Consider the following 19,892-nt stretch of genomic DNA (forward strand, 5'->3'; position numbering starts at 1 on the left):
CGTCGTCGCGACGGCGATCCGGCAGGCCGTCGAGTCCGACCGGCCGGAGACGCGCTACGTCGTGGGCTGGCAGGCCGAAGCTCTCCTGGCGCTCAACAGGTCCCTTACCGACCGCGAGTTCGACGCACGGATCGCCGGCCTCGCATGAGCCGCCCGCGTCCCTCCGGGGCCTGAAGCGCGTCGGCACCCTTACCCGTCGAACGAGACCCGCAATTCGGAGAAACCCATGATCGCTGCCATCGCCACTTCAGGGCTCGTCAAGGCATACGGGCCGACACGAGCCCTCGACGGGCTCGACCTCACCGTCGGCACCGGAGAGGTGCACGGCTTCCTCGGCCCGAACGGGGCGGGAAAGAGCACCACCATCCGCATCCTGCTGGGCCTGATACGAGCCACCTCCGGGCGCGCCGGCCTGCTGGGCGGCGACCCCTGGGCCGACGCCGTCGCGCTGCACCGGCGGCTGGCGTACGTGCCGGGCGATGTGGAGCTGTGGCCCAACCTCACCGGAGGCGAGGCCATTGACGTGCTCGGCCGGTTGCGTGGCGGGCTCAACGACAAGCGCAGGAACGAGTTGATCGAGCGGTTCGAGCTCGATCCGAAGAAGAAGGCGCGGACCTACTCCAAGGGCAACCGGCAGAAGGTCGCCCTCGTCGCAGCCCTCTCCGCCGACGTGGAACTGCTGATCCTCGATGAGCCCACGAGCGGGCTGGACCCGCTGATGGAGGCGGTGTTCCAGCAGGTCGTCGCCGAAGCCAAAGCCGCCGGCCGTACCATCCTGCTGTCCAGTCACATCCTCGCCCAGGTCGAAACCCTCGCCGACCGGATCACCATCATCCGGGACGGGAAAGTCGTGGAGTCGGGGACGCTGGAGCAGATGCGGCACCTGACCCGTACGACGATCGTGGCCGACACCGCCACCCCGGTCACCGGCCTCGACCAGCTGCCGGGCGTCCACAACGAGAAGATCGAGGGCGGAAGCGTGCGGTTCAGCGTGGACGCCGAACACCTCGACGGCGCCATCAGGCACCTCACCAGGTTCGGCATCAAGTCGCTGGTCAGCCACCCGCCGACGCTCGAGGAGCTCATGCTCCGGCACTACGGGCACAAGGAGGCGGCATGACCACCACGGTTTCCCCGGCGCGCAGCCGTACCGGATCGAGATCGGCGAGCAGCCACCTGACCGGCACCGGCGCCATGGTACGGCTGGCGCTGCGCCGCGACCGGATCAAGCTCACCATCTGGCTGGTCGCCATCACGGCCCTCGTCCCACGCTTCTACTACGCCGCCGTGACCTCGGTCGTCCCGACGCCTGAGGCCTTGGCCGAAGCCTCGCAGATGATCCGGGTCTCGTTCATGAGGGTGCTCGGCGGGCCCCTCTTCGGCGACGTCACCACGCGGAGCTACTTCCTCGCCGCCTACTGGGTCGAGTTCCTGCTGGCCGCTGCGATCATGAACATGATGCTCATCACCCGGCACACCAGGGCAGAAGAGCAGACAGGCCGGGCTGAGCTCATCCGGGCGGCCGTCGTGGGCCGGCACGCCCAGCTCACCGCGGCGCTGATCGTCGCCTTGATCAGCAATGCCGCGCTCGCGATCCTCACCACCGCCGCGACGATCAGCATCGGGTTTCCCGTCGGCAGCGCACTGCTGTTCGGCGTCTCCCTCGCCGCGGCCGGGCTGGTGTTCGCCGGGGTCACCGCGGTCACCGCCCAGGTCACCGAGCACCCCAGAGGCGCCAACGGGCTCGCGGGCGTAGTGCTCATCGCGGTGTGGCTGCTTCGCGGCGCGGGAGCGATGCAGAGCCAGGAGGGCGGTCCGCTGTTCTGGCTGTCCCCGATCGGCTGGTCACAGCAGACCCGGGTGCTGGCCGACGAGCGCTGGTGGCCGCTCGGCCTTTCCGTACTTCTCGCAGGGCTGCTGGTCGCGGGCGCGTACTCCCTGGCAAGCCGCAGGGATCTCGGCGCCTCCTTGATGGCCCCGCGTCCCGGCCGGGCCTCGGCGCCTTCCTGGCTGCGCTCGCCGTTCGCGCTCGCTCTGAGGCTCCAGCAGGCGGCCATCGTCGGGTGGGGAGCCGCGTTCGTCGCCATCGGCTTCGTCTTGGGCGCCATGACCGGCGGGATGGCGAACACCGATCTCCCCATCTTCTCGGGCGCGGACTTCGGGCGAGCCTGGCTCAGCCTCATGGTGTTCACCGGGTCCCTCTACACCGGCGTCTTCGCGGTCCTATCGGTCATCCGGCTCCGGACGGAGGAGGTGCGCGGCCGGATCGGTCCCGTGCTGGCCGGGCCGACCGGCAGATCGACGTGGTTCTGGTCGTCCCTGCTGGTCACCGCGCTCGCTGTGGTCGTACTGCCGGCGGTGTACGGCGCCGCGCTCGGTATCGGCGCCGCCGTGTCGACCGGCGATCCCGGGCTCGCGGGAGAGGTCATCTGGGCGAGCCTGCGCCGCACCCCGGAGGTGCTGGTGCTGCTCGCCGTCCCCGCCGCCCTGCTCGGGCTCGCCCCGCGGGCCATGAGCGTGAGCTGGGCCGTGGTCGTGTACAGCGGATTCATGCAGATCCTGGGGCCCTACATGCAGGTGCCCGGATGGCTGGTGAACACGTCGGTGCTGTCCCACCTTCCCTGGCATCCGTTGGGGGCCTTCGCCCCGGTGGCCACGGTGGTGCTGACAGCACTCGCCGCCGCGCTGATGTTCCTCGGCCTGTACGGCCTGCGCCGCCGCGATCTCGCCTCGGGTTAGGGGATCGTGTGGGTCGAATATCGTGGCCGCGTGGACCGCATCGAGACCCCTGCGCTCGTTCTCCTCCCGTTGCGCCCGGAGCACGCCGACGAGATGGCCGTCGTGCTGTCCGACCCGGCACTGCACACGTTCATCGGCGGGGTGCCTCTCACCGCGCAGGAGCTGCGCGTCCGCTACGAGCGGCTGGTCGCCGGGCCGCCCGGCTGGCGCAACTGGGTGGTCTGGTCGCGCGAGGAAGAACGCCTGGTCGGGTACGTGCAGGCGACGATCGACGGCGGTTCCGCTGAGATCGCATGGGTGATCGGGACGCCTTGGCAGGGCCGCGGACTGGCCACCGCGGCTGCCAAGGCCCTGGTCGGCCGGCTCGCGGAGAAGGGGGTCGGCACGGTCATCGCGCATATCCACCCTGACCATGCCGCCTCGGCCGCCGTCGCCGCCTCCGCCGGCCTGCGCCGCACTGATCAATGGCACGACGGCGAGGTCCGCTGGGAACTCAAGATCCCATACGCTTAGGGGTCCTCGGTGCATCCCAACGACAAGGTGCTGAATCGTGGTCACGCACGAAGATATGGTCGAAGCGTTCGGTGACGAAGGCCTGCTGCTGATGGACGCCGAGCGGTGCCGCGAGAAGGGCGTGTCGGAAGAGGACACACGGATCCTGTCCGAGGTCGGGTTGCCGGTACGCGCGGATCTGGCCTTCACCACCTTCATCGAAGCCGAACCGCGGATGGGCTCTCTGGTCGTGTTCAAGACGGGCCACGGCGATGTCGACGTCCTCACGCTCGGCGGGACGTCGGGGGACACGGGCATGCGCTACTTCCTCGACATCCAGAACGGCGTCGTCGGCCTGCTCTCGATGGACGAGAAGCCGCAGGCGGAAAAGGTCAACAGCTCCCTGGCGAACTTCCTCGAGTTCCTCTACCGGATCAGACTGCGCCAGCAGGCGTTGAACGGGGAGTCCCCGGAGGCCGCTCAGCGCTATACGCAGGAGCTGTGGCTCTCACTGAAGGAAGTCGATCCGGATGCCTTCAACGATGCCGAGGCCTGGTGGTCCATGGTGATGGACACCCTGATGAGCCGGAATTACATCGCCGAGACGCGCGCGTTCCTCGAACAGCGCCGCGCGGAGATCGCCGACACGCTGTCCAGCGCGATCGAGGAAGCCTCCTCGCCGTACCGCTCACAGCGCGACGGTTTCGACCAGGCTCTCAGCCGATTGGAGAGCGAGGGCTGGCAGATCGTCGACGCCAAGCTTTTCGCCTCCGACACCGAAACCAGCGGCCTGCTGAGCCCGGCCGACGACCTCGACGGCCGCTTCGCCCCGGACGGTGAGCTGGTCAGGGATGTGCCCATCGCGTGGCGGGGCGGGCTGCCCTCCAACATCCAGGCGGCGTTCGCCCGGGCGGGCCTGGTGGTCTCCGTTCCCGGACAGGCGGACCGCGACGAGTTCGACGCGATGCTGGACATGGACGCCGATGAGCTGGGAAGGCAGGCCGACGCCGCGATGGACGCGCTCTTCGCCGCGGTCCATGGCCTGAACAAACGGGAGGAAGGGGTCGTGACCTGCCTGGCCGCCGACCGATCTTCCGACCTGTGCCGGATCGTACGGGCATTCGACCGGCTCGCCGTGCACGGCTACCTCGCCGAGCCGGACCTCTGGCCGACCGCCTCCGGAGCCTGGGAACAGGTCTATGAGATGACCCCGGCCGGGGAAGCGCCCAAGGCCGTCTTCTGGACCACCCAGGCGCACACGTCCTGCTTCGACACCTACGGCGATCTGGTGGACGAGCTGGCGCTCCAATGGGCCGGTGATCGGGAGCTGATCGCGGACGTCCTGGCCGGCACCGGGCTTGTGGTGGAGATCCCCGAGCACGACGGTGTCGCGTTCCTTCTTCGCACGGCCCCGAAGGCGGAATAGGACTCTTCGAAGATTCTGGATGTTTGGCTCGTCCCGGTCGGCGGGCCCGATAACGTGCTGCCGGTGAAGATCCAGATGGTGGGGGCGAGGCCGTTCCTCGTCGCAGGGACAACGATGATCACGGCGCTCGCGGCCTTGGCATGGCGTTCAAGATCCAGCAGCATTTCCCGAAGAACTGGCTGTCGGAGGCACGCTCGTACTGGAATTGGTGATCCACGATGATTGTCTGGCTGAACGGGACGTTCGGCGCGGGGAAGACGAGCACCGCGAACGAGCTCGTCCCGCTCATTCCCGGTGCTCGTTACTTCGATCCTGAGCAGGTCGGCATGATGTTGCAGACCGTCTCGGACATGCCCCCGGTGGGGGATTTCCAGCACTGGAACCCGTGGCGGGCTCTCGTCGTGGAAACGGCGGTGCGGCTGCTCGACTATCTGGGCGGGGTGCTCGTGATGCCGCAGACCGTGCTGGTCGAGGAGTACTGGCGGGAGATCCACGCCGGCCTGGGGAAAGCCGGGATTCCGCTTCACCATTTCGTGCTGCACACCGACCAGGCGACGCTCGCCCGTCGGATCAACGGCGACTCGGCGACGATCAGCGGGTGGCGGCTCGAGCATTTGCCGGTGTACGAGGACGCTTTTCCCTGGCTCAGCCGCGAAGGCCGGGTCGTCGACACGACGGAGCTGCAGCCTGCCGAGGTGGCCAGGATCGTCGCGGCCGGCGTGGGTCACGCCTAGCCGTCGGCCATCTTCATCCACAGGCTGTGTGCACCGGTTTGTGCATTGGAGCGTGGAGGCTTCCCGGGTCGTACGGGGGGTCCGTCAGGCCCGCTTTCGCGGTATCTGCCGGGGCTGGGGCCTTGTGGGGCGGTCGGCGATGGGGTGTCGGGCGGCGCCGGTGAGGGCCGCGCGAGGGTGAAGTTATCCACAGGGGGAGCCGGTTATCCACAGTTGCGAAGTTGGCGCTCGCCGGAGGGTTCCGGTACGGCGATGATGCTTCACGGCGCGGCGACGAGCACCTCGTGGTGGGTGACGGTCGTGCCGTAGGTGAGGAGGGCGGCCTGTGCATCCGGTTCGACGACTGCCGTGTCGAGGTCCGGCCCGGCGAAGTCCGCGATCGCTTCGAGCGACTCCCAGAGGGTGACGACCTGGATGTCCACATGGTCGGCCGTGGCGCGCTGGAGGAGGTAGGCGCCTTGATGGCCGTCGAGCTGCCGCAGTTCGGGGAGGACCGCGTTCGTGAAGTGCCGCTGGTAGGCCTCGGCTCCAGTGGGGGTGGCGGTGGCGTGCCAGATCCTAGCGATCAACGTTGCCTCCTCGGGGTGCCCGGGTGTCCTGTGGAGAAGTCTGACGGATGGCGCGCGTCTGAGGGGATTCGTGGCTTTCGCGTACGAGTAGCAGGGCGAAGGCCGGGAGAGCGGCCAGAGCGGTCATCAGGGTCACGGCTCCCGCCAGGTTGCCGGATACCAGCAGCGGGGTGACCAGGGCGGCGCCGATGGGCGGGGTGGCCTGCATCATCGTGCGGAAGACGCTGAAGACGCGGCCGCGCTGGGATGGCGGGATGCGCTCCATGCGCAGTGACTGCGCCCAGACGGTCATGGGCGCGCTGAACGCGCCGATGACCAGGAAGCCCGTGGCCACCGGGATCCAGCCGGGGGAGCCCAGGACTGCCGGGAAGCCTGCCGCCGCCCCCAGCTCGACCAGGGCGATCGCGACCAGCCTGCCGGCTCTGGGGCGCCAGGCGCCGGCCGCGAGCCCGCCCAGAAGTTCGCCCGCCGACAAGGCGGCCAGGAGGAGGGAGAGGGCGGCGCCGCCGCCGGGGAGGCGCTCTTTGGCCAGCCAGGGCGCGACGACCATGGTCATCGCGCCCTCGGCGAGGTTGAACGCCATGAAGGCCAGCGTGGTGCTGATGAGCACCTTGTCGCGGAAGACCGTCTTGGGGGCTGTCCCGGCTTCTGGCCTTTCATGGGGGCGTAGGGGGTGACGGATCAGGGCCACGGCCGTGGCGAAGCAGGCGTAGGTGACGGCGTCCAGGGCCAGGATGTTCGCCGGGCCGACGGTCTCCAGGAGAGGAGCGGCCAAGGTGAAGCCCATGATTCCCGACAAGGAGTAGCTCACGGATTCCAGCGCGTTGGCGGCGTCGCGTTCCTCCGGGGCGACCAGGTCAGGGATGGCGGCTGGGACGGCGGCCATGGGGAGCATTTTCAGCAGGCCGTAGAGGGCGGCGACGAGGAAGGGGAGCCAGGTCGGCACGGTCGCGACGGCTGCGGCGAAGGGGATGGATCCGACCGCGACGCCGCGCAGGACGCTGTCGGCGATCAGGGCTGTCCGCTTGTCCAACCGATCGAGCAGCGGGCCCGCCACCAGGCCGCCGACCAGGACAGGGGCGGTGTAACAGACGGCCAGGATGCCCAGGTTCGCCGTTCCGTCCGGCTGGGCCAGGACGAGCCAGGAGAGGGCGACGAACGTCATGCTGTCGCCCATCACGGAGACGGACGCGCCCAGCCACAGGCTGCGGAAGTCGCGCCTGCGTTTGAGGAGGGACAGGTAGGTCGACACGAAACGAGGGGTTCCTTTGGACGGCGGAATCGTGAGGTGTGGCGCTCAACGTTCGGTGAACGTCGCGCTCAGGTGCTGCATCGCGTACGAGCGCCACGGCCGCCAGCGTCGCGCGTGCTCCGCCGTGAGTCCCAGGTGCCGTAGCCCCTCCTGTACGGCTGGTTCCGCGGGGAGGAAGACGTCGGGGTCGCCGAGGGCCCGCATACGGATCCGGGGCACCGCTTCCGCGCCCACGCCCGGTATGGCAAGGAGCTCGCGTTCGATCTGGTCGCGGCCGGTTTCCGGGCCGAGGTGGAGAACGCCGGTGAGCAACGCCCGGGCCAGGGCGGTCACCGGAGCCGGCGCGTCCGAATCCGCCAGCGCCTCCATGCGTGGGAAGGCATGGGTGACGCCGCCCAGGGCGGTCGGATCCACCGGTGGTGATAGTCGGGACAGCGGGGTGCCATAGGCGTGGACCAGGCGCGTGAGGAGGGCTCTGCCGGTGGTCGTCTCCTCGTTCAGGATCGCGCGTACGGCCATCTCCGCCGCGTCCACATGGCCGGGCACTCGTCGGCCCGGACCCGCTGCCACCGCGGGAGCCAGGAGAGGGTCGCGGGTGAGGTGATCGGTGATGTCACGCGGGTCGGCGTCGAGGTCCAAGAGGCGGCGGCAGCGGCGTACCGCCGCCGAGAGGTCCTTCAGGTCCTCCAGGTGCAGTTCGCAGGAGACGTACGAGTCCGCGGGGCGTAGGGTGACCAGGCCCAGGCCGTGGGGGAGGTTCAGGCAGCGGCGGTAGTAGCCGGCGGTGGCGTCCTCCAGGCCGGGCAGCGCTCGGGCGGCGAGGTAGGCGAACAGGGTCGTCAGGTCCAGAGGCGGGCGGTAGGCGAGGCGCAGGCGCAGCGCGCCCGGGGGACGGCCGGTGGAGCGGGCGCCCCGCAGGGCGGTGGGCGTCACGCCGTAGAACTTCCGCATGGTGTCGTTGAACTGGCGGATTGTGGAGAAGCCGGCCGCGAACGCTATCTCGCTCGCGGGCAGATCCGTGGTCTCCAGGAGCGTCCTGGCGTTGGCCGCTCGCTGGGCCCGGGCCAGGGCCTGCGGGCCGGCGCCCAGGTCGGCCGTGAGCTGCCGGTGCAGCTGGCGTTCGCTGTAGCCGAGCCGGGCGGCCAGGCCGCCGACTCCTTCGCGGTCCACGAGGCCGTCGGCGATCAGTTGCATCGCACGGCCCACCACGTCCGCCCGGACGTTCCACTCGGGGGAGCCGGGGGTGGTGTCGGGCCGGCAGCGTTTACAGGCGCGGAAGCCCGCTTCCAGGGCGGCCGCGGAGGATGGGTAGAAGCGCACGTTCTGGCGTTTGGGCAGCGCGGCCGGGCAACTGGGGCGGCAGTAGATGCCGGTGGTCACGACGGCGACGAAGAACCGGCCGTCGAAACGGCCGTCCCGGCTTCTGAGCACGGAGTACGCGTCCTCGTCTGTGAGCATGTGGCCTACTCTTCCGGTTTCCCGGCCGCGCCCACTAGTGACGATCGGACATCAACCGTCAGGGACGCCGTACGTCATGTCAGCCCAGGTCGCGGTTGCGCAGGCGGATCAGCGCCGCGGTGGTGAGCAGCGCGGCCAGCGCCAGGATCACGGCCAGTGGCGCCACGCTGAACGGCTCTCCCGACACCGTGTTGGGCGTGTAGTGGAACGGCTCGATCCGGCTCCACCCCCACAGCCCGATCAGCGGCCCCACCAGGTCACCGGCCACGATCACCACGCCCCAGACCGTCCACGACAGCGCCACCGACACCCGCGGCAGCACCCCCACGGCGAAGGCGGCGACCGCCCCCACGAGCCAGGCCGCCGGCACGTGCTCGAGCGCGGCCGACGTCATCCTGCCCACCGCGGGTTCGTCCATGGCCAGCGAGTAGACCAGCCCCGTGACGAACCCGCCGAGGGCCAGCAGCACCAGCGTGCCGAGCGCGCCCACGACCAGGTGAGCCGCCGCCCAGCGGAGCCGGCTCACCGCGGTGGACAGCAGGGCCTCCGCGTGGCCGGAGTACTCCTCCTGGTGCAGCCTGAGCGTGGCGAGCACGGGGTAGAGCGCGACCGTGTACGCCAGCAGGAGCACGATGATCCACAGGTACGCGTCCACCGGATCCCCCGACGGCCCTCCGTACCGCTGGATGAACGCGTCCAGGACCCGCCCCGGCTGCTCCGCGAGGCGGGGCGCGACGTTGCTGAGGCTAGAGAAGAGCGCCGCGGCCACCGTCACGCCCACGGCCCACTTCACCAGCATGCCGCGCTGCAGCCGCCAGGCCAGGCTGAACGCCCCCTTCAGGTACGGCCCCGCGGCCGGCCCGGGGCGTACGGGAAGCAGACCGGAGTCCAGGTCGCGACGCGCGGACAGTCCGTACGCGAGCACCAGCAGGACAGCGGTCACCAGCAGCGACACGATCAGCGCCCACCACCGGTCGGCCGCGTAGGGGCGCACCAGGTGGCTCCAGCCCAGCGGCGACACCCACGTCAGCAAGCTCACGCCGGAGGCGTCGCCGGCGTAGCGCAGCACGTAGGACACGCCGAGCACGAGCAGCCCGAGGCTGGTCGCGGTACGCGTGGTCCGCGCGAGCTGCGAGGTCACCGCACCCACCGTGGCGAAGACCCAGCCCGCCGCAGTGATCGCGGCCCCGTACGCGAGCGATCCGGCCGCCTCCATGGCGATCGTGATGAGCACGGCCGAGGTGAGCGCTCCGGCGAGCAGCGCGGCGACGGCGGCGGTGACGAGGGCCGCGGTGAGCGGCGCGGCCCGCCCTATCACGCCGGACAGCATCAGCTCCTGCCGCCCGGACTCCTCCTCCGCCCTGGTATGCCTGATGACGATGGTCAAGGCCATCCAGGCGGTCAGCAGGAAGAGCAGCCCGCCGCTCCGCCAGGCCGCCATCGCGCCGATCGAGGGCTCGGTCACGGGGCCGCCGAGGCCGAGGAAGATCGGGTTGCCGGAGATCACCCGCGCGTACGTGCGCAGCGCCTCCTGGGTGGGGAAATAGCCCTGGATATAGGAGACCAGGCCGGCGCCGAGCATGACGATGACGAGGATCCAGACGGCCGAGCGCACGCGTTCCCCGCGGACCGCCAGCTTGAGCAGCAGGGTCATCGCGCAGCCCCCTGGTAGTGACGCAGGAACAGCTCTTCCAGGCTCGGCGGGCTGCAGGTCAGGCCGCGTACGCCGATGGCGGACAGGCGGGCGAGCAGCCTGTCGAGCGCGTCGGAGTCGGCCTGGCAGGTGAGGCGGCCGTTCTCGACCCGCACGTCGTGTACGCCGGGGAGGTCGCGAACGGAGCCGGGGGAGCCCGCCAGGTCGGCGGTGATCGAGGTACGGGTGAGGTGGCGCAGGTCGGAGAGGGTGCCCGACTCCACGGCGCGCCCCGCGCGGATGATGGTGACCCGGTCGCACAGAGCCTCGACCTCGGAGAGCAGGTGGCTGGACAGCAGGACCGTGCGGCCCCCGCGCTTCTCCTCCGCCACGCTCGTACGGAAGGCATCCTCCATCAGCGGGTCGAGGCCCGAGGTCGGTTCGTCGAGGATCAGCAGCTCGGCCCGGGAGGAGAGCGCGGCGACCAGCGCGACCTTCTGGCGGTTGCCCTTGGAGTAGGTGCGGGTCTTCTTGCGCGGGTCGAGCTCGAACCTGTTCATCAGCTCGGCGCGGCGTCGCTGGTCGAGTCCGCCTCTCGCCCGGCCGAGCAGGTCGATCACCTCGCCTCCGGTGAGCGCGGGCCACAGGGTCACGTCGCCCGGCACGTACGCCAGGCGCCGGTGCAGCTCGGTGGCCTGCCGCCACGGGTCGCCGCCGAGCAGCCTGACCGTGCCGGAGGTGGCCCGGATGAGACCGAGGAGGATGCGGATGGTCGTGGACTTTCCCGCGCCGTTCGGGCCGAGGAAGCCGTGCACCTCGCCGGCGCGTACGGACAGGTCGAGCCCGTCGAGTGCGCGGGTCGCGCCGTACGACTTCGTCAGCGCGGCGACCGAGATCAAGTCGTCCATGGGTGTTTCCTTCTGAGAAGGCATGGCGGGATCGCGGCGCGGCCCGGAAGCCCGCCGCGTCCGCTCAGGGGTTCAGTCGGAGGCCTGGTCGAGGACCTTGGCAAGGCCGGCGATGGCGGTCCTGGCCGACTCGATGCGCCTGGTCTGCGCCTCGTCGGTCCAGCCGAGCCGCATGCCCTCCGCCGCCAGCTCGTCGAACGCGGTGAACGCGGCGAGCTTCTGCCGGATGACCTTGGACCAGGCGTCGTCCTCTATCTGGTAGTAGACGTTCCGCTCCCCGGGCTTGCGGAACCGCCGGATCAATTTGATGGACGTCAGGAGGTGCATGTTCGTCGTCAGCGACGCGCGGCTCGCGCCGATGGCCTCGGCGATGTCGCTCGCGGTCTGCGCCGGCGGGTCGCAGGCCATGAGCCAGCCCAGGACGCGGCCCGTGATCGGGGCGAGGCCCCACTCCTGAGAGACGAACGCCGCCACCCGCTCGACCCACGCGAGCACCCGCTCGCGGTCGGGGCCGTCCTGCGTGCTCATGCGGTCATCCTAACGTTCACCATCTTGCCCAGCAATTTCAGACTAAACTGAAATTGCTGGCATCGCAAGCGGTCAGCTGGTCGAGCGGGTCATTCGCCTGGCCAGCTGTGCCTTCGCGCCCTCGTCCCCCGGCAGGCCCCGGTCGGCGAGCCGTTCCCTGATCCGCTCACGGAACTCGACCGGCCGATGGTCGTCGTACTTGAACTTGCCCCGCGCACCCACCACCTCCAGCCGCAGCCCCCGGATCGCCGACAACATCCTGCGGTACGGCCCCGCGTCCGCGGCCATCTCGCCGTACCCGCCGTCGGGTTGGTGGTGGGCCAGCTGGCGGCGCAGGATGTCGGCCTTGCCCTCCTTGTCGTCCACGATCCGCGCCCGGCAGGTGAGCTGCACCGAGGCGTAGTAGCTGGTCGGCACGCCCTCATCGGGGGAGTCGGAGCGCCAGGTCGAGGGGATGTAGGCGTAGTCGTCGTGCACGCTCACCACCGTCACCGGGTTGGCCTCCAGGGCCGCCCAGATCGGGTTGGGCCTGGCCAGGTGGAGCAGGACCTCCTTGTCGCCGTCGAACAGGAAATGCGTCGGCACCACGATCGGCGGTCCGCCGTCCACGCCGTTGACGGCGAGCTGGCCGAAGTCGCGCGTACGCAGCCAGGTCCGCCATTCGTCGCCGTCATGTGCCGCGTCCCAAGGATGAATGAGCACTCGTGCCTCTTTGTATTAGTACATAATGTAGTTTGTGCCAGAAAAATACCTGATTGGCGGTGGGACGGCCAGCGAGATAGCGGCCGGGGTCGAGCTCGCCGTGTCCGAGGGGCGGCTGCCACCAGGCGCGATGCTCCCTCCTGTGCGCGAGCTGGCCACCGGCGCCGGGGTCAGCGCCGGCACGGCGGCGGCCGCGTACCGGCTGCTGCGCGAGCGGGGCGTCATCGAGACCGCCGGGCGGCGGGGCACCCGGGTCAGGCCGCGACCGGCGAGCACGTTCCGGGAGGAGATCCGCATCGAGGTGCCCCCGGGCGTGCGCGACCTGTCCAAGGGCAACCCCGATCCGGCCCTCCTGCCGCCGCTCGGGGACGCCCTCGCCGCCGCGGCCCGCGCGCACGAGGAGCGGCCCGCCATGTACGGCACAGGTGACGACGAGGAACTGCTCATCCTGGCCGGGGAGCGCATGCGCGCGGACGGCATCCCGGCCGCGCCGGTGGCGGTCACCTCCGGCACCCTCGACGCGGCCGAACGCGTGCTGGCCGCCTGCCTGCGCCCCGGCGACGCGGTGGCCGTGGAGGATCCCGGCTGGACGGCCCTGCTCGATCTGGTCGCCGTCATGGGGTTGCGTCCCGTGCCGATGCGGCTCGACGACGAAGGCCCCCTGCCCGCGGAGCTCGGCCGGGCCCTGCGCGCAGGTGTCCGCGCCGTGGTGATCACGGCCCGCGCCCAGAACCCGACCGGCGCCGCCGTCTCCGGCGAACGCGCGCATGTGCTGCGCGAGTTGCTGGCGGCGTACCCGGAGGTGCTGCTCGTCGAGGACGACCACGGCTCCGGCTTCGTGGACCTTCCCTTGCACTCCCTGGCGGGTGTCACGCGGCGCTGGGTGCTCATGCGCTCGACGGCCAAGGCGTTCAGCCCCGACCTCCGCGTCGCCCTGATCACCGGAGATCCGGTCACGCTCGATCGGCTGCGCGGCCGCCAGCGGCTCGCCGCGGGCTGGGTCAGCCACCTGCTGCAGCGCGCCGTCGCCTATCTCTGGCGGACGGACGCGGTGGACACGGCGGCGGTGGCGGCCTCGTACGGGCGGCGCCGGGACGGCCTGGTGACGGCGCTGCTCGGACGCGGCATCCGCGCGCACGGGCGCAGCGGGCTCAACGTGTGGGTCCCCGTCGCGGACGAGGCCACCGCGATCACCCGCCTGCTGGCCCGCGGCTGGGCCGCCGCGCCCGGCGCGCGCAACCGCATCGGCACGCCGCCCGCCCTGCGCCTGACCGTCTCGCCCCTGCACGCCGACGAGATAGACCGGCTCGCCGACGACCTCGCCGCCGCCGTGCGCCCGGCTTCAAACGGCGGCCCGTACGGCTAGACCTTCCCGCAGCGCATCGGCTCGTGGAGGCCAGGCACAACCAGCCGGGCTCAGATCAGGCGCTGGGGATGCCGGCTTCGGCGCGGTCGGCGTCGACCACGTCACCGAACAGGGTTGCGACGGCGGTGGCGAGGTCGCGCAGCGCGGCGTCGGAGGGCGCCGTATCGCTCTCGAACGCCCGCCGCACCGTGACGGCGAGCAGGTCGGCCCGCTGCTCCCGGCCGTCCGCCGGGGCGCCGGCCTCCGCCCGCAGGAAACCCTCGAAGGTCGCCTGGTAGGCGTAGCCGAGCTGGTCCACGTCCAGGTCGGCGCGGAGCAGGCACTGCCCGGCGAGCAGTTCCAGGTAGCCGCGTCCCATCTTGGCGTGCCGTTCCTCGCGATCGGGGGAGCCGGTGAGCTTGCCGAGCAGCTCGGGGTCGGCCAGGAGGAAGCCCAGCAGCAGCGGTCTGGACGTGATGGCCAGGAAGTAGGCGCGGGCGAAGCGGTGCAGCCGGCACGCCTGCGGATCCTCCAGCAGGGCCTGCCGTACCTGTTCGATCGCTGAGCCGACCTCGCGCGTGAGGACGGCGCCGAAGAGCTGATCGCGGGTCTTCCAGTGCAGGTAGACGGTGCCCTTGCCGATGCCGGCGCTGGCGGCCACGTCGTCGATGGTCACTCGTCTGTAGCCGTGGCGCAGGAGCAGGTCGGCGGCCGTGTCGAGAATGCGCGTCCCGCGCTCGGCCCGCTGGTCGGGATCCCGGAGTCGTTCGCTCACACCAGCATTATGACCAGATTTCAGATTTAGTCAACTAGACTATATCTGTTGACTAAATTTCTAAATAAGTCATAAGTTTAGTGCCGTCACAAGACGAGAGGAGCACGAGATGTCCCCCACGGTTCTGATCTCCGGAGCCGGCATCGCCGGCAGCACCCTGGCGTACTGGCTGGCCGAGCAGGGCTTCCGCCCCACCGTCGTCGAGCGCGCGGCCGGGCTGCGCTCCAGCGGCAGCCCGGTCGACGTCCGCGGCCCGGCCGTCGAGGTGGCCGAGCGCATGGGTGTGATGGACAGGCTGCGCGACGCCGCCACCACCGCGACCGGGATGGCCTTCGTCAACGACGCGGGCCGGCGGGTGGGCGGCGTCAACACCCGGGCCATGCAGCGGGCCAGTGGAAGCCGCGAGGTCGAGGTGACCCGCACCGACCTGGCGACCATCCTGTACAAGGCCGGTCGCGACTCGGCCGAGTACCTGTTCGGCGACACGATGACCGCGATCAGCCAGGACGACACGGGTGTCGAGGTCACCTTCGAGAAGGCCGCGCCGCGCCGGTTCGACCTGGTGGTCGGTGCCGATGGGCTGCACTCGATGACGCGCCGGCTGGCCTTCGGCCCCGAGAGCGCCTTCGTCCGCCACATGGGCCTCTACGTCGCCACGATGCCGCTGGACGGCCCGGCCGAGCGGCGGAGCGAGGTGGTCATCTACAACTCGCCCGGCCGCATGGTCGCCATCCACCCGGTCCGCGGCCGCGCCCTGGCCGCCTTCATCTTCCGCGGCCCGGCCGTCGACGGCTTCGACCACCGCGACACCGAGCAGCACAAGCGCATCCTCGGCGACGCCTACGCCGGCGCCGGCTGGCAGGTGCCGGAGCTGCTGGAGCGGGCCCGGGCCGCCGAGGACCTGTGGTTCGACTCGGTCAGCCAGGTGCGCATCGATTGCTGGCACAACGGCCGTGTGGCGCTGCTGGGCGACGCCGCCTCCTCGGTGTCGCTGTTCGGCGACGGCTCCACGCTGGCCATGTCCGGCGCCTACACCCTGGCCAAGGAGCTGGCGGCCTCGCCCGGCGACCCTCAGGCGGCCTTCGCCCGCTACGAGGCCGAGCACCGCACTCTGGTCGACTCCAGGCAGGACAACGTCGCGGCGGCCGCCTCGCTGATGGTCCCGGCCACCCGGATCGGCATCGACGCGCGGAACCTGGCCTCCCGGTTCTGGCCTGCCGCCGCTGCCGCGAGTTGGGTGCGCAACCGCCTCGTCCCACGCCGCGAGCCGGCGGCCGCGGCGGCGTGATCCCGGCTCGCGGAGGGCGATGAGGGCTCATCGGACGACGCGTAGCCAGAGGCACGTCGCATTCGGTGCTTCAGCCAGGCGAATGCGTTCGAGCTTGACGTTGGTCCCACCCGGGTGGCCGAACAACCGGACGCCATCGCCGAGCAGGACCGGCGCGATGAACACGAGGATCTCGTCGAGCAAGCCCGCGTCGATGCACTGCCGGGCGACGTCGGCGCCGAGGAGGTTGACGTACTTGTCGCCTGCGGCTGCCTTGGCCGCCGCGACGCCTTCGCCGAGGTCACCGACGAAGGTGACACCCGGCACCGGCGTGGCCGGGGCGTCGTGGGTGAGCACGAACTGCGGCCCGCTCCACCCCCCGCCGAACGGCTTGCCTTCCTTGTCCGTGCCCTTGTGCGGATCGTCGCCGCGGAAGGTGCGGTTGCCGACGAGAAGCGAGCCGATCTCGGCGATCACCTCTTCCACCATCGGGTTGGGCCCGATGTGCTCGGTGAGCCAGGACATGTCACCAGCCGGGCCGGCGATGAAGCCGTCCAGCGACATGGTGGCCGAATACAGGACCTTGCCCATGATCTACCTCCGTCGAGATCGATGTGGTTGACCTCTGTCGTGACGGCGGATCGCGGGAAAACTCATCGGTGCTCCACCGGCAGGTCGAACGCCGGGAACAGGCCGGTGTCGTGGAAGGCGGTGATCTCCGCGATGTGACCGTCCTCGATCCGGAGCACACCGATCGCGAAGGCGTGATAGGCGAGATCGTCGAGACCCCGGACGTAGGACGCCACCGCCGGCTGCCCGTTGGCGCGGATGGGTACCATGCGAAACCGGCCGACATAGTCCGGCGAGCCGACGTCCCAGCTCGCCGCGAGCGCGGCCATGACCTGGTCGCGCCCCTGAAACCAGATCGGCCACGGCGGCATCGTCGTCCGGACCTCCTGAGCCAGCAGGTCGGCCACCGCGGCGAGGTCGGCCCGTTCGACCGCGTCCATGTACCGCCGCAGCACCGCCCGCTCCTGCTCGCTGGTCTCCGGCGACTGCGCCCATTCCAGGCGGCGCTCTGGCAGGTGCTCCCTCAGCGTCGCGCGGGCCCGCTGCAGAGCGCTGTTGACCGAGGCCACGCTGCCGTCGAGCAGCGTCGCGGCCTGCTTCGAGGACCAGCCGAGCACGTCGCGCAAGATCAGCACCGCCCGCTGGCGGGGCGGCAGATGCTGGATCGCGGCCAGGAACGCCAGCTCGATCGTCTCCTTGGCGACCGCCGCGGAGTCCGGCTCCGCCTCGCTCGGCTCGACCGGCTCCCACAGCCGATCCGGAAACGGCTGCAACCATGCGATGTCGGTACGAGGAACCGGCCCGGAGCTCGGATCCGACGGCGCCGTCAGGTGGTGCGGGAGCACCCGCCTGGCCCGGCCGTCGAGAGCGTCCAGGCACGCGTTCGTGGCGATCCGGTACAGCCAGGCCCGCAACGTCGAGCGCCCCTCGAAGCCGCCGAGACCTTTCCAGGCGTGCAGAAACGTCTCCTGCACCAGATCCTCCGCCTCGTCGAACGAGCCCAGCATCCGGTAGCAGTGCACCCGCAGCTCCCGCCGATGACGCTCGAACAGCGTCGCGAACGCGGCCTCGTCGCCCGCCCGCGCCGCCGCCACGGCCGCGTCGTCGTCAACCCTGCCCAACAACCGCCCTCCGATCGGCACCGATGCCATCAATCGCCGGCGGCAGTCCGCACCGCGCGATGCCCGCGACGCTTGGATGTCACCGAACACCGGCCCGCGCCGTGCGTGGACTGTCTACATGTACAGAGGCGGCGGGCGGCGAAAACTCATCGTTGCACCCTACGCGAAGGGCATAATGGCGGCCGATGCCGAAATTTCAGGAACTGTCTGGATATGCGGCGGCGATCGCGCCCGCCATCGACGCGGCCCACGTCAACGTGCACGCCTCGGCTCGCAGGGCGGTCACCGAATTGCCCGAGACCTCCGGCATGAGCCCGGGGTTCCTGCCCGACCTGCGGTTCACGGTGCCCCTCCGGTCCCTGACCCGAACCGACCTCAGCACGATCTACCGGTACGGAGACGCCGACGGGCGCGAGTCCCTCATCCAGGAGCACCTCCGCGAAGGGACCCTGACCGAGGACGGTGATGGGGTGCTGAGTGTGACGGCAGCGGGGCTGGAGTTCATCCGGCGCCTGTACGACGTGCACGGCGCCGTGGTCGAGCGGATCTGGGCCGGCCACGACCTGCCCGGGCTGGCCCGGCTGGCGGGCAGGGTGCTCGATCATGCCGAACGCGTGCCGGGAGGCGCGCTGGCGCTGATGGCGCCCCCCTACGAGCCCGACGGGGCCGCGCCCGGGGTGCTGCTGTTCAACCGGCTCGCCGCACTCCGATACCACCGAGCCGACGCGCACGCCGCGGCCTGGCAGGCGGAGGGCCTGTCCGCGGCCGAGATCGTCGGCCTGCGGGACGGGCCCGTCCATGCCCGGATCGAGGCGGACACCAACCTACGGGCCGCCGCGCCGTACGAGATCCTCTCCGAGGACGAGCGGCAGACCCTGTACGACGGCCTGCTGAAGCTGATCTAAAGAGACGCCAGCAGCCGGCCCACCTGCGTGCGGTCGTTCACGCCCAGCTTGTCGTACGCCGCCTGCAGGTGATTGGCGGCCGTACGTGTGGACAACGTCAGCCGGTCGGCGATCTGGCGGTTCGTCAGACCGGCCGCCGCGAGCTGGACGATCTCCCGCTGGCGCGGCGTGAGCTCAGGCGTGGCCAGTTCCACCAGCGCCGGAGTCGACACACCCGGGCAGCGCTTGGACAGCGCCCACGCCCTGGTCTGCGCGCCCCTGGCCAGCGTGCCGCGACCCGCGTCCCGGTACGCCGCCGCCTCCTGCGCCGTGGCCTCGGCCGCGAAAAGCAGCAGCCCCAGCCGCTCGAACTCCCCGGCCACCGCCCCCAGCGAAGCCGGGTCGCCGGCGGCCCGCGCGTGCCTGGACAGAAGCCTGACCAGAGGCCCGTCCACCCGATCCGTCAGCGCGGAAAGCCGGTCCGCCGCCGAAACTCCCAGCCGCACCAGGTCGTGCAGAGCGAACATCATGTTGCCGTGCAGCTCGTGCTTCTCCGCGTGGTCCACGGCCTCCAGGCAGAGCCGTACCGCCCCGTCCAGGTCGCCGTCCACCGCGGCCACCCACACCGCGGCCTGCATCGCGTGCTGCCGGGTGAACGCCCACCTGGACGCCGGCGCCCAGGACTCCGCCAGCACCTCCCGAGCCTGCGTCGTACGGCCCAGCAGAGCCAGCGCGTGCGCCTGCTCGGCCAGCACCCGCCCCAGGTACGGCTCCCGGGCGGGCATCCTGGCCAGGTCGTCCCCGCACCAGCGCAGCGCGCCCGCGACGTCCCCGCGCAACCGGCTGACCATCGCCCGGTAGGCCGCGAACCCCGACACGGAGAGCTCGGCCGCCGGCAGCTCCATCCCCTGCTCCGCGGTCCTGGCGGCTGCGTCCAGCCGCCCGGAGAACGCCTGCGCGGCACAGAGCGCGTCCAGGAAGCTCGGCAGCGCGTGCGGCGCCTCGTCCCGCCAGCTCTCCAGGACGGGCAGCGTCCGCCCGGCGATGGCCAGGCTGGACTCGGCACGCCCCGAGTACGCCGCGACCCACGCCTCCATGGACGCCGCGTGCGCGTCGGCGCGCACCGACATCGGCCCGTACATGCGAGCTCGTGCCAGCGACCGCGCCGCCCCGGTCAGCCGGCCGGCGAAGCAGTCGGTCACGGCCCGGTAGACGTGGGCCTCCTGGAGCCAGGCGGGTTCGGTCAGCGTCCGCGTGGCCATGTCGAGCACCTCGCACGCCCCGGCGTCCGCGCCCGCCCATGCCAGGTTGATGCCCAGGCTGAAGGCGTACTGGGCGCGATCGGCCTCGGTGACCGCGTCGCGAGCCGCCCGCCGCAGTGTCGCCAGCGCCGAGTCCGCGTCGCCCAGGACCATGAGCACCTCGCCGAGCAGCGCGACCGCGGCGACGCCCGCGCCCGCCTCGATCGCGGCCCTCGCCAGGGGCTCGG

19 protein-coding genes are annotated in these 19,892 nt (G+C 70.9%); 8 read left to right on the forward strand and 11 right to left on the reverse strand.

Going from position 1 to position 19,892, the window contains the following annotated elements:
* Window positions 1-226: 226 nt before the first annotated feature.
* The 5 genes from AB0J09_RS28410 to AB0J09_RS28430 all read left to right on the forward strand — a co-directional run bounded on the left by AB0J09_RS28410 (window position 227) and on the right by AB0J09_RS28430 (window position 5,391).
* A complete protein-coding gene (locus AB0J09_RS28410; protein WP_360697480.1) occupies window positions 227-1,120 on the forward strand; it encodes an ABC transporter ATP-binding protein in 894 nt (297 codons plus the stop codon).
* Window positions 1,117-2,739: a hypothetical protein gene (locus tag AB0J09_RS28415; RefSeq protein WP_360697483.1), complete on the forward strand. Its 1,623-nt coding sequence runs from the start codon at window positions 1,117-1,119 to the stop codon at window positions 2,737-2,739. The genes AB0J09_RS28410 and AB0J09_RS28415 overlap by 4 nt, the downstream gene beginning before the upstream one ends.
* A gap of 30 nt (window positions 2,740-2,769) precedes the next feature.
* Complete coding sequence (locus AB0J09_RS28420; protein ID WP_360697486.1) at window positions 2,770-3,252, forward strand: GNAT family N-acetyltransferase; 483 nt, start codon at window positions 2,770-2,772, stop codon at window positions 3,250-3,252.
* A 37-nt stretch (window positions 3,253-3,289) separates the two neighbouring features.
* A complete protein-coding gene (locus AB0J09_RS28425) occupies window positions 3,290-4,657 on the forward strand; it encodes an SUKH-4 family immunity protein (RefSeq protein WP_360697489.1) in 1,368 nt (455 codons plus the stop codon).
* 218 nt (window positions 4,658-4,875) lie between these two features.
* The gene (locus tag AB0J09_RS28430) at window positions 4,876-5,391 is read left to right on the forward strand and encodes an ATP-binding protein (RefSeq protein ID WP_360697492.1); all 516 of its coding nucleotides are present in this window, start codon (window positions 4,876-4,878) and stop codon (window positions 5,389-5,391) included.
* Window positions 5,392-5,651: 260 nt separating this feature from the next.
* On the opposite strand, the gene AB0J09_RS28435 is transcribed toward AB0J09_RS28430, so the two are convergent.
* The 7 genes from AB0J09_RS28435 to AB0J09_RS28465 form a co-directional block, all read right to left on the reverse strand.
* Window positions 5,652-5,960, reverse strand: a complete 309-nt coding sequence (locus AB0J09_RS28435; RefSeq protein ID WP_360697495.1) for an antibiotic biosynthesis monooxygenase — start codon at window positions 5,958-5,960, stop codon at window positions 5,652-5,654.
* Window positions 5,950-7,212 carry an MFS transporter gene (locus AB0J09_RS28440; RefSeq protein WP_360697498.1) on the reverse strand — a complete coding sequence of 421 codons (1,263 nt, stop codon included), beginning with the start codon at window positions 7,210-7,212 and terminating at the stop codon, window positions 5,950-5,952. Before AB0J09_RS28440 ends, AB0J09_RS28435 begins: the two co-directional genes overlap by 11 nt.
* 45 nt (window positions 7,213-7,257) lie before the next feature.
* Entirely contained in the window at window positions 7,258-8,670 is a 1,413-nt protein-coding gene (locus tag AB0J09_RS28445) for an AlkA N-terminal domain-containing protein (protein WP_360697501.1), read from the reverse strand.
* Between the two features lie 79 nt (window positions 8,671-8,749).
* Window positions 8,750-10,324, reverse strand: a complete 1,575-nt coding sequence (locus AB0J09_RS28450) for a polyketide antibiotic transporter (protein ID WP_360697504.1) — start codon at window positions 10,322-10,324, stop codon at window positions 8,750-8,752.
* Window positions 10,321-11,211, reverse strand: a complete 891-nt coding sequence (locus tag AB0J09_RS28455) for an ABC transporter ATP-binding protein (protein WP_360697507.1) — start codon at window positions 11,209-11,211, stop codon at window positions 10,321-10,323. The genes AB0J09_RS28450 and AB0J09_RS28455 overlap by 4 nt, the downstream gene beginning before the upstream one ends.
* Before the next feature lie 72 nt (window positions 11,212-11,283).
* Window positions 11,284-11,739: a transcriptional regulator gene (locus AB0J09_RS28460; protein WP_360697510.1), complete on the reverse strand. Its 456-nt coding sequence runs from the start codon at window positions 11,737-11,739 to the stop codon at window positions 11,284-11,286.
* A 72-nt stretch (window positions 11,740-11,811) separates the two neighbouring features.
* Complete coding sequence (locus AB0J09_RS28465) at window positions 11,812-12,441, reverse strand: FMN-binding negative transcriptional regulator (protein WP_360697513.1); 630 nt, start codon at window positions 12,439-12,441, stop codon at window positions 11,812-11,814.
* Window positions 12,442-12,475: 34 nt separating this feature from the next.
* Between AB0J09_RS28465 and AB0J09_RS28470 the strand changes: the two genes are divergently transcribed.
* Window positions 12,476-13,807 (forward strand): aminotransferase class I/II-fold pyridoxal phosphate-dependent enzyme, encoded by a 1,332-nt coding sequence (locus AB0J09_RS28470; protein ID WP_360697516.1) that lies wholly within the window; start codon window positions 12,476-12,478, stop codon window positions 13,805-13,807.
* Between the two features lie 55 nt (window positions 13,808-13,862).
* On the opposite strand, the gene AB0J09_RS28475 is transcribed toward AB0J09_RS28470, so the two are convergent.
* Window positions 13,863-14,561 (reverse strand): helix-turn-helix domain-containing protein, encoded by a 699-nt coding sequence (locus tag AB0J09_RS28475; protein ID WP_360697518.1) that lies wholly within the window; start codon window positions 14,559-14,561, stop codon window positions 13,863-13,865.
* A 109-nt stretch (window positions 14,562-14,670) separates the two neighbouring features.
* Here AB0J09_RS28475 and AB0J09_RS28480 point away from each other — a divergent pair, with 109 nt between their 5' ends.
* A complete protein-coding gene (locus AB0J09_RS28480) occupies window positions 14,671-15,849 on the forward strand; it encodes an FAD-dependent monooxygenase (protein WP_360697521.1) in 1,179 nt (392 codons plus the stop codon).
* 27 nt (window positions 15,850-15,876) lie between these two features.
* Here the strand turns inward: AB0J09_RS28480 and AB0J09_RS28485 are convergent, their stop codons facing one another.
* On the reverse strand, window positions 15,877-16,419 hold the full coding sequence (locus AB0J09_RS28485; protein WP_360697524.1) for a dihydrofolate reductase family protein: 543 nt from the start codon (window positions 16,417-16,419) through the stop codon (window positions 15,877-15,879).
* Window positions 16,420-16,481: 62 nt separating this feature from the next.
* Complete coding sequence (locus tag AB0J09_RS28490; RefSeq protein ID WP_360697527.1) at window positions 16,482-17,522, reverse strand: sigma-70 family RNA polymerase sigma factor; 1,041 nt, start codon at window positions 17,520-17,522, stop codon at window positions 16,482-16,484.
* A gap of 182 nt (window positions 17,523-17,704) precedes the next feature.
* Between AB0J09_RS28490 and AB0J09_RS28495 the strand changes: the two genes are divergently transcribed.
* Window positions 17,705-18,424, forward strand: a complete 720-nt coding sequence (locus AB0J09_RS28495) for a hypothetical protein (RefSeq protein WP_360697530.1) — start codon at window positions 17,705-17,707, stop codon at window positions 18,422-18,424.
* On the opposite strand, the gene AB0J09_RS28500 is transcribed toward AB0J09_RS28495, so the two are convergent.
* The coding region (locus AB0J09_RS28500; RefSeq protein WP_360697533.1) for a helix-turn-helix transcriptional regulator at window positions 18,421-19,892 on the reverse strand (1,472 nt) is incomplete at its 5' end. The genes AB0J09_RS28495 and AB0J09_RS28500 overlap by 4 nt on opposite strands.

Source organism: Nonomuraea sp. NPDC049784 (assembly GCF_040659615.1).
Taxonomy (GTDB): Bacteria; Actinomycetota; Actinomycetes; order Streptosporangiales; family Streptosporangiaceae; genus Nonomuraea.

Coding starts and splice junctions, on each gene's coding strand:
- AB0J09_RS28410 (WP_360697480.1), top strand. CDS start 227: ATGATCGCTGCCATCGCCACTTCAGGGCTCGTCAAGGCATACGGGCCG.
- AB0J09_RS28415 (WP_360697483.1), top strand. CDS start 1,117: ATGACCACCACGGTTTCCCCGGCGCGCAGCCGTACCGGATCGAGATCG.
- AB0J09_RS28430 (WP_360697492.1), top strand. CDS start 4,876: ATGATTGTCTGGCTGAACGGGACGTTCGGCGCGGGGAAGACGAGCACC.
- AB0J09_RS28445 (WP_360697501.1), bottom strand. CDS start 8,670: ATGCTCACAGACGAGGACGCGTACTCCGTGCTCAGAAGCCGGGACGGC.
- AB0J09_RS28450 (WP_360697504.1), bottom strand. CDS start 10,324: ATGACCCTGCTGCTCAAGCTGGCGGTCCGCGGGGAACGCGTGCGCTCG.
- AB0J09_RS28455 (WP_360697507.1), bottom strand. CDS start 11,211: ATGGACGACTTGATCTCGGTCGCCGCGCTGACGAAGTCGTACGGCGCG.
- AB0J09_RS28460 (WP_360697510.1), bottom strand. CDS start 11,739: ATGAGCACGCAGGACGGCCCCGACCGCGAGCGGGTGCTCGCGTGGGTC.
- AB0J09_RS28480 (WP_360697521.1), top strand. CDS start 14,671: ATGTCCCCCACGGTTCTGATCTCCGGAGCCGGCATCGCCGGCAGCACC.
- AB0J09_RS28485 (WP_360697524.1), bottom strand. CDS start 16,419: ATGGGCAAGGTCCTGTATTCGGCCACCATGTCGCTGGACGGCTTCATC.
- AB0J09_RS28495 (WP_360697530.1), top strand. CDS start 17,705: ATGCCGAAATTTCAGGAACTGTCTGGATATGCGGCGGCGATCGCGCCC.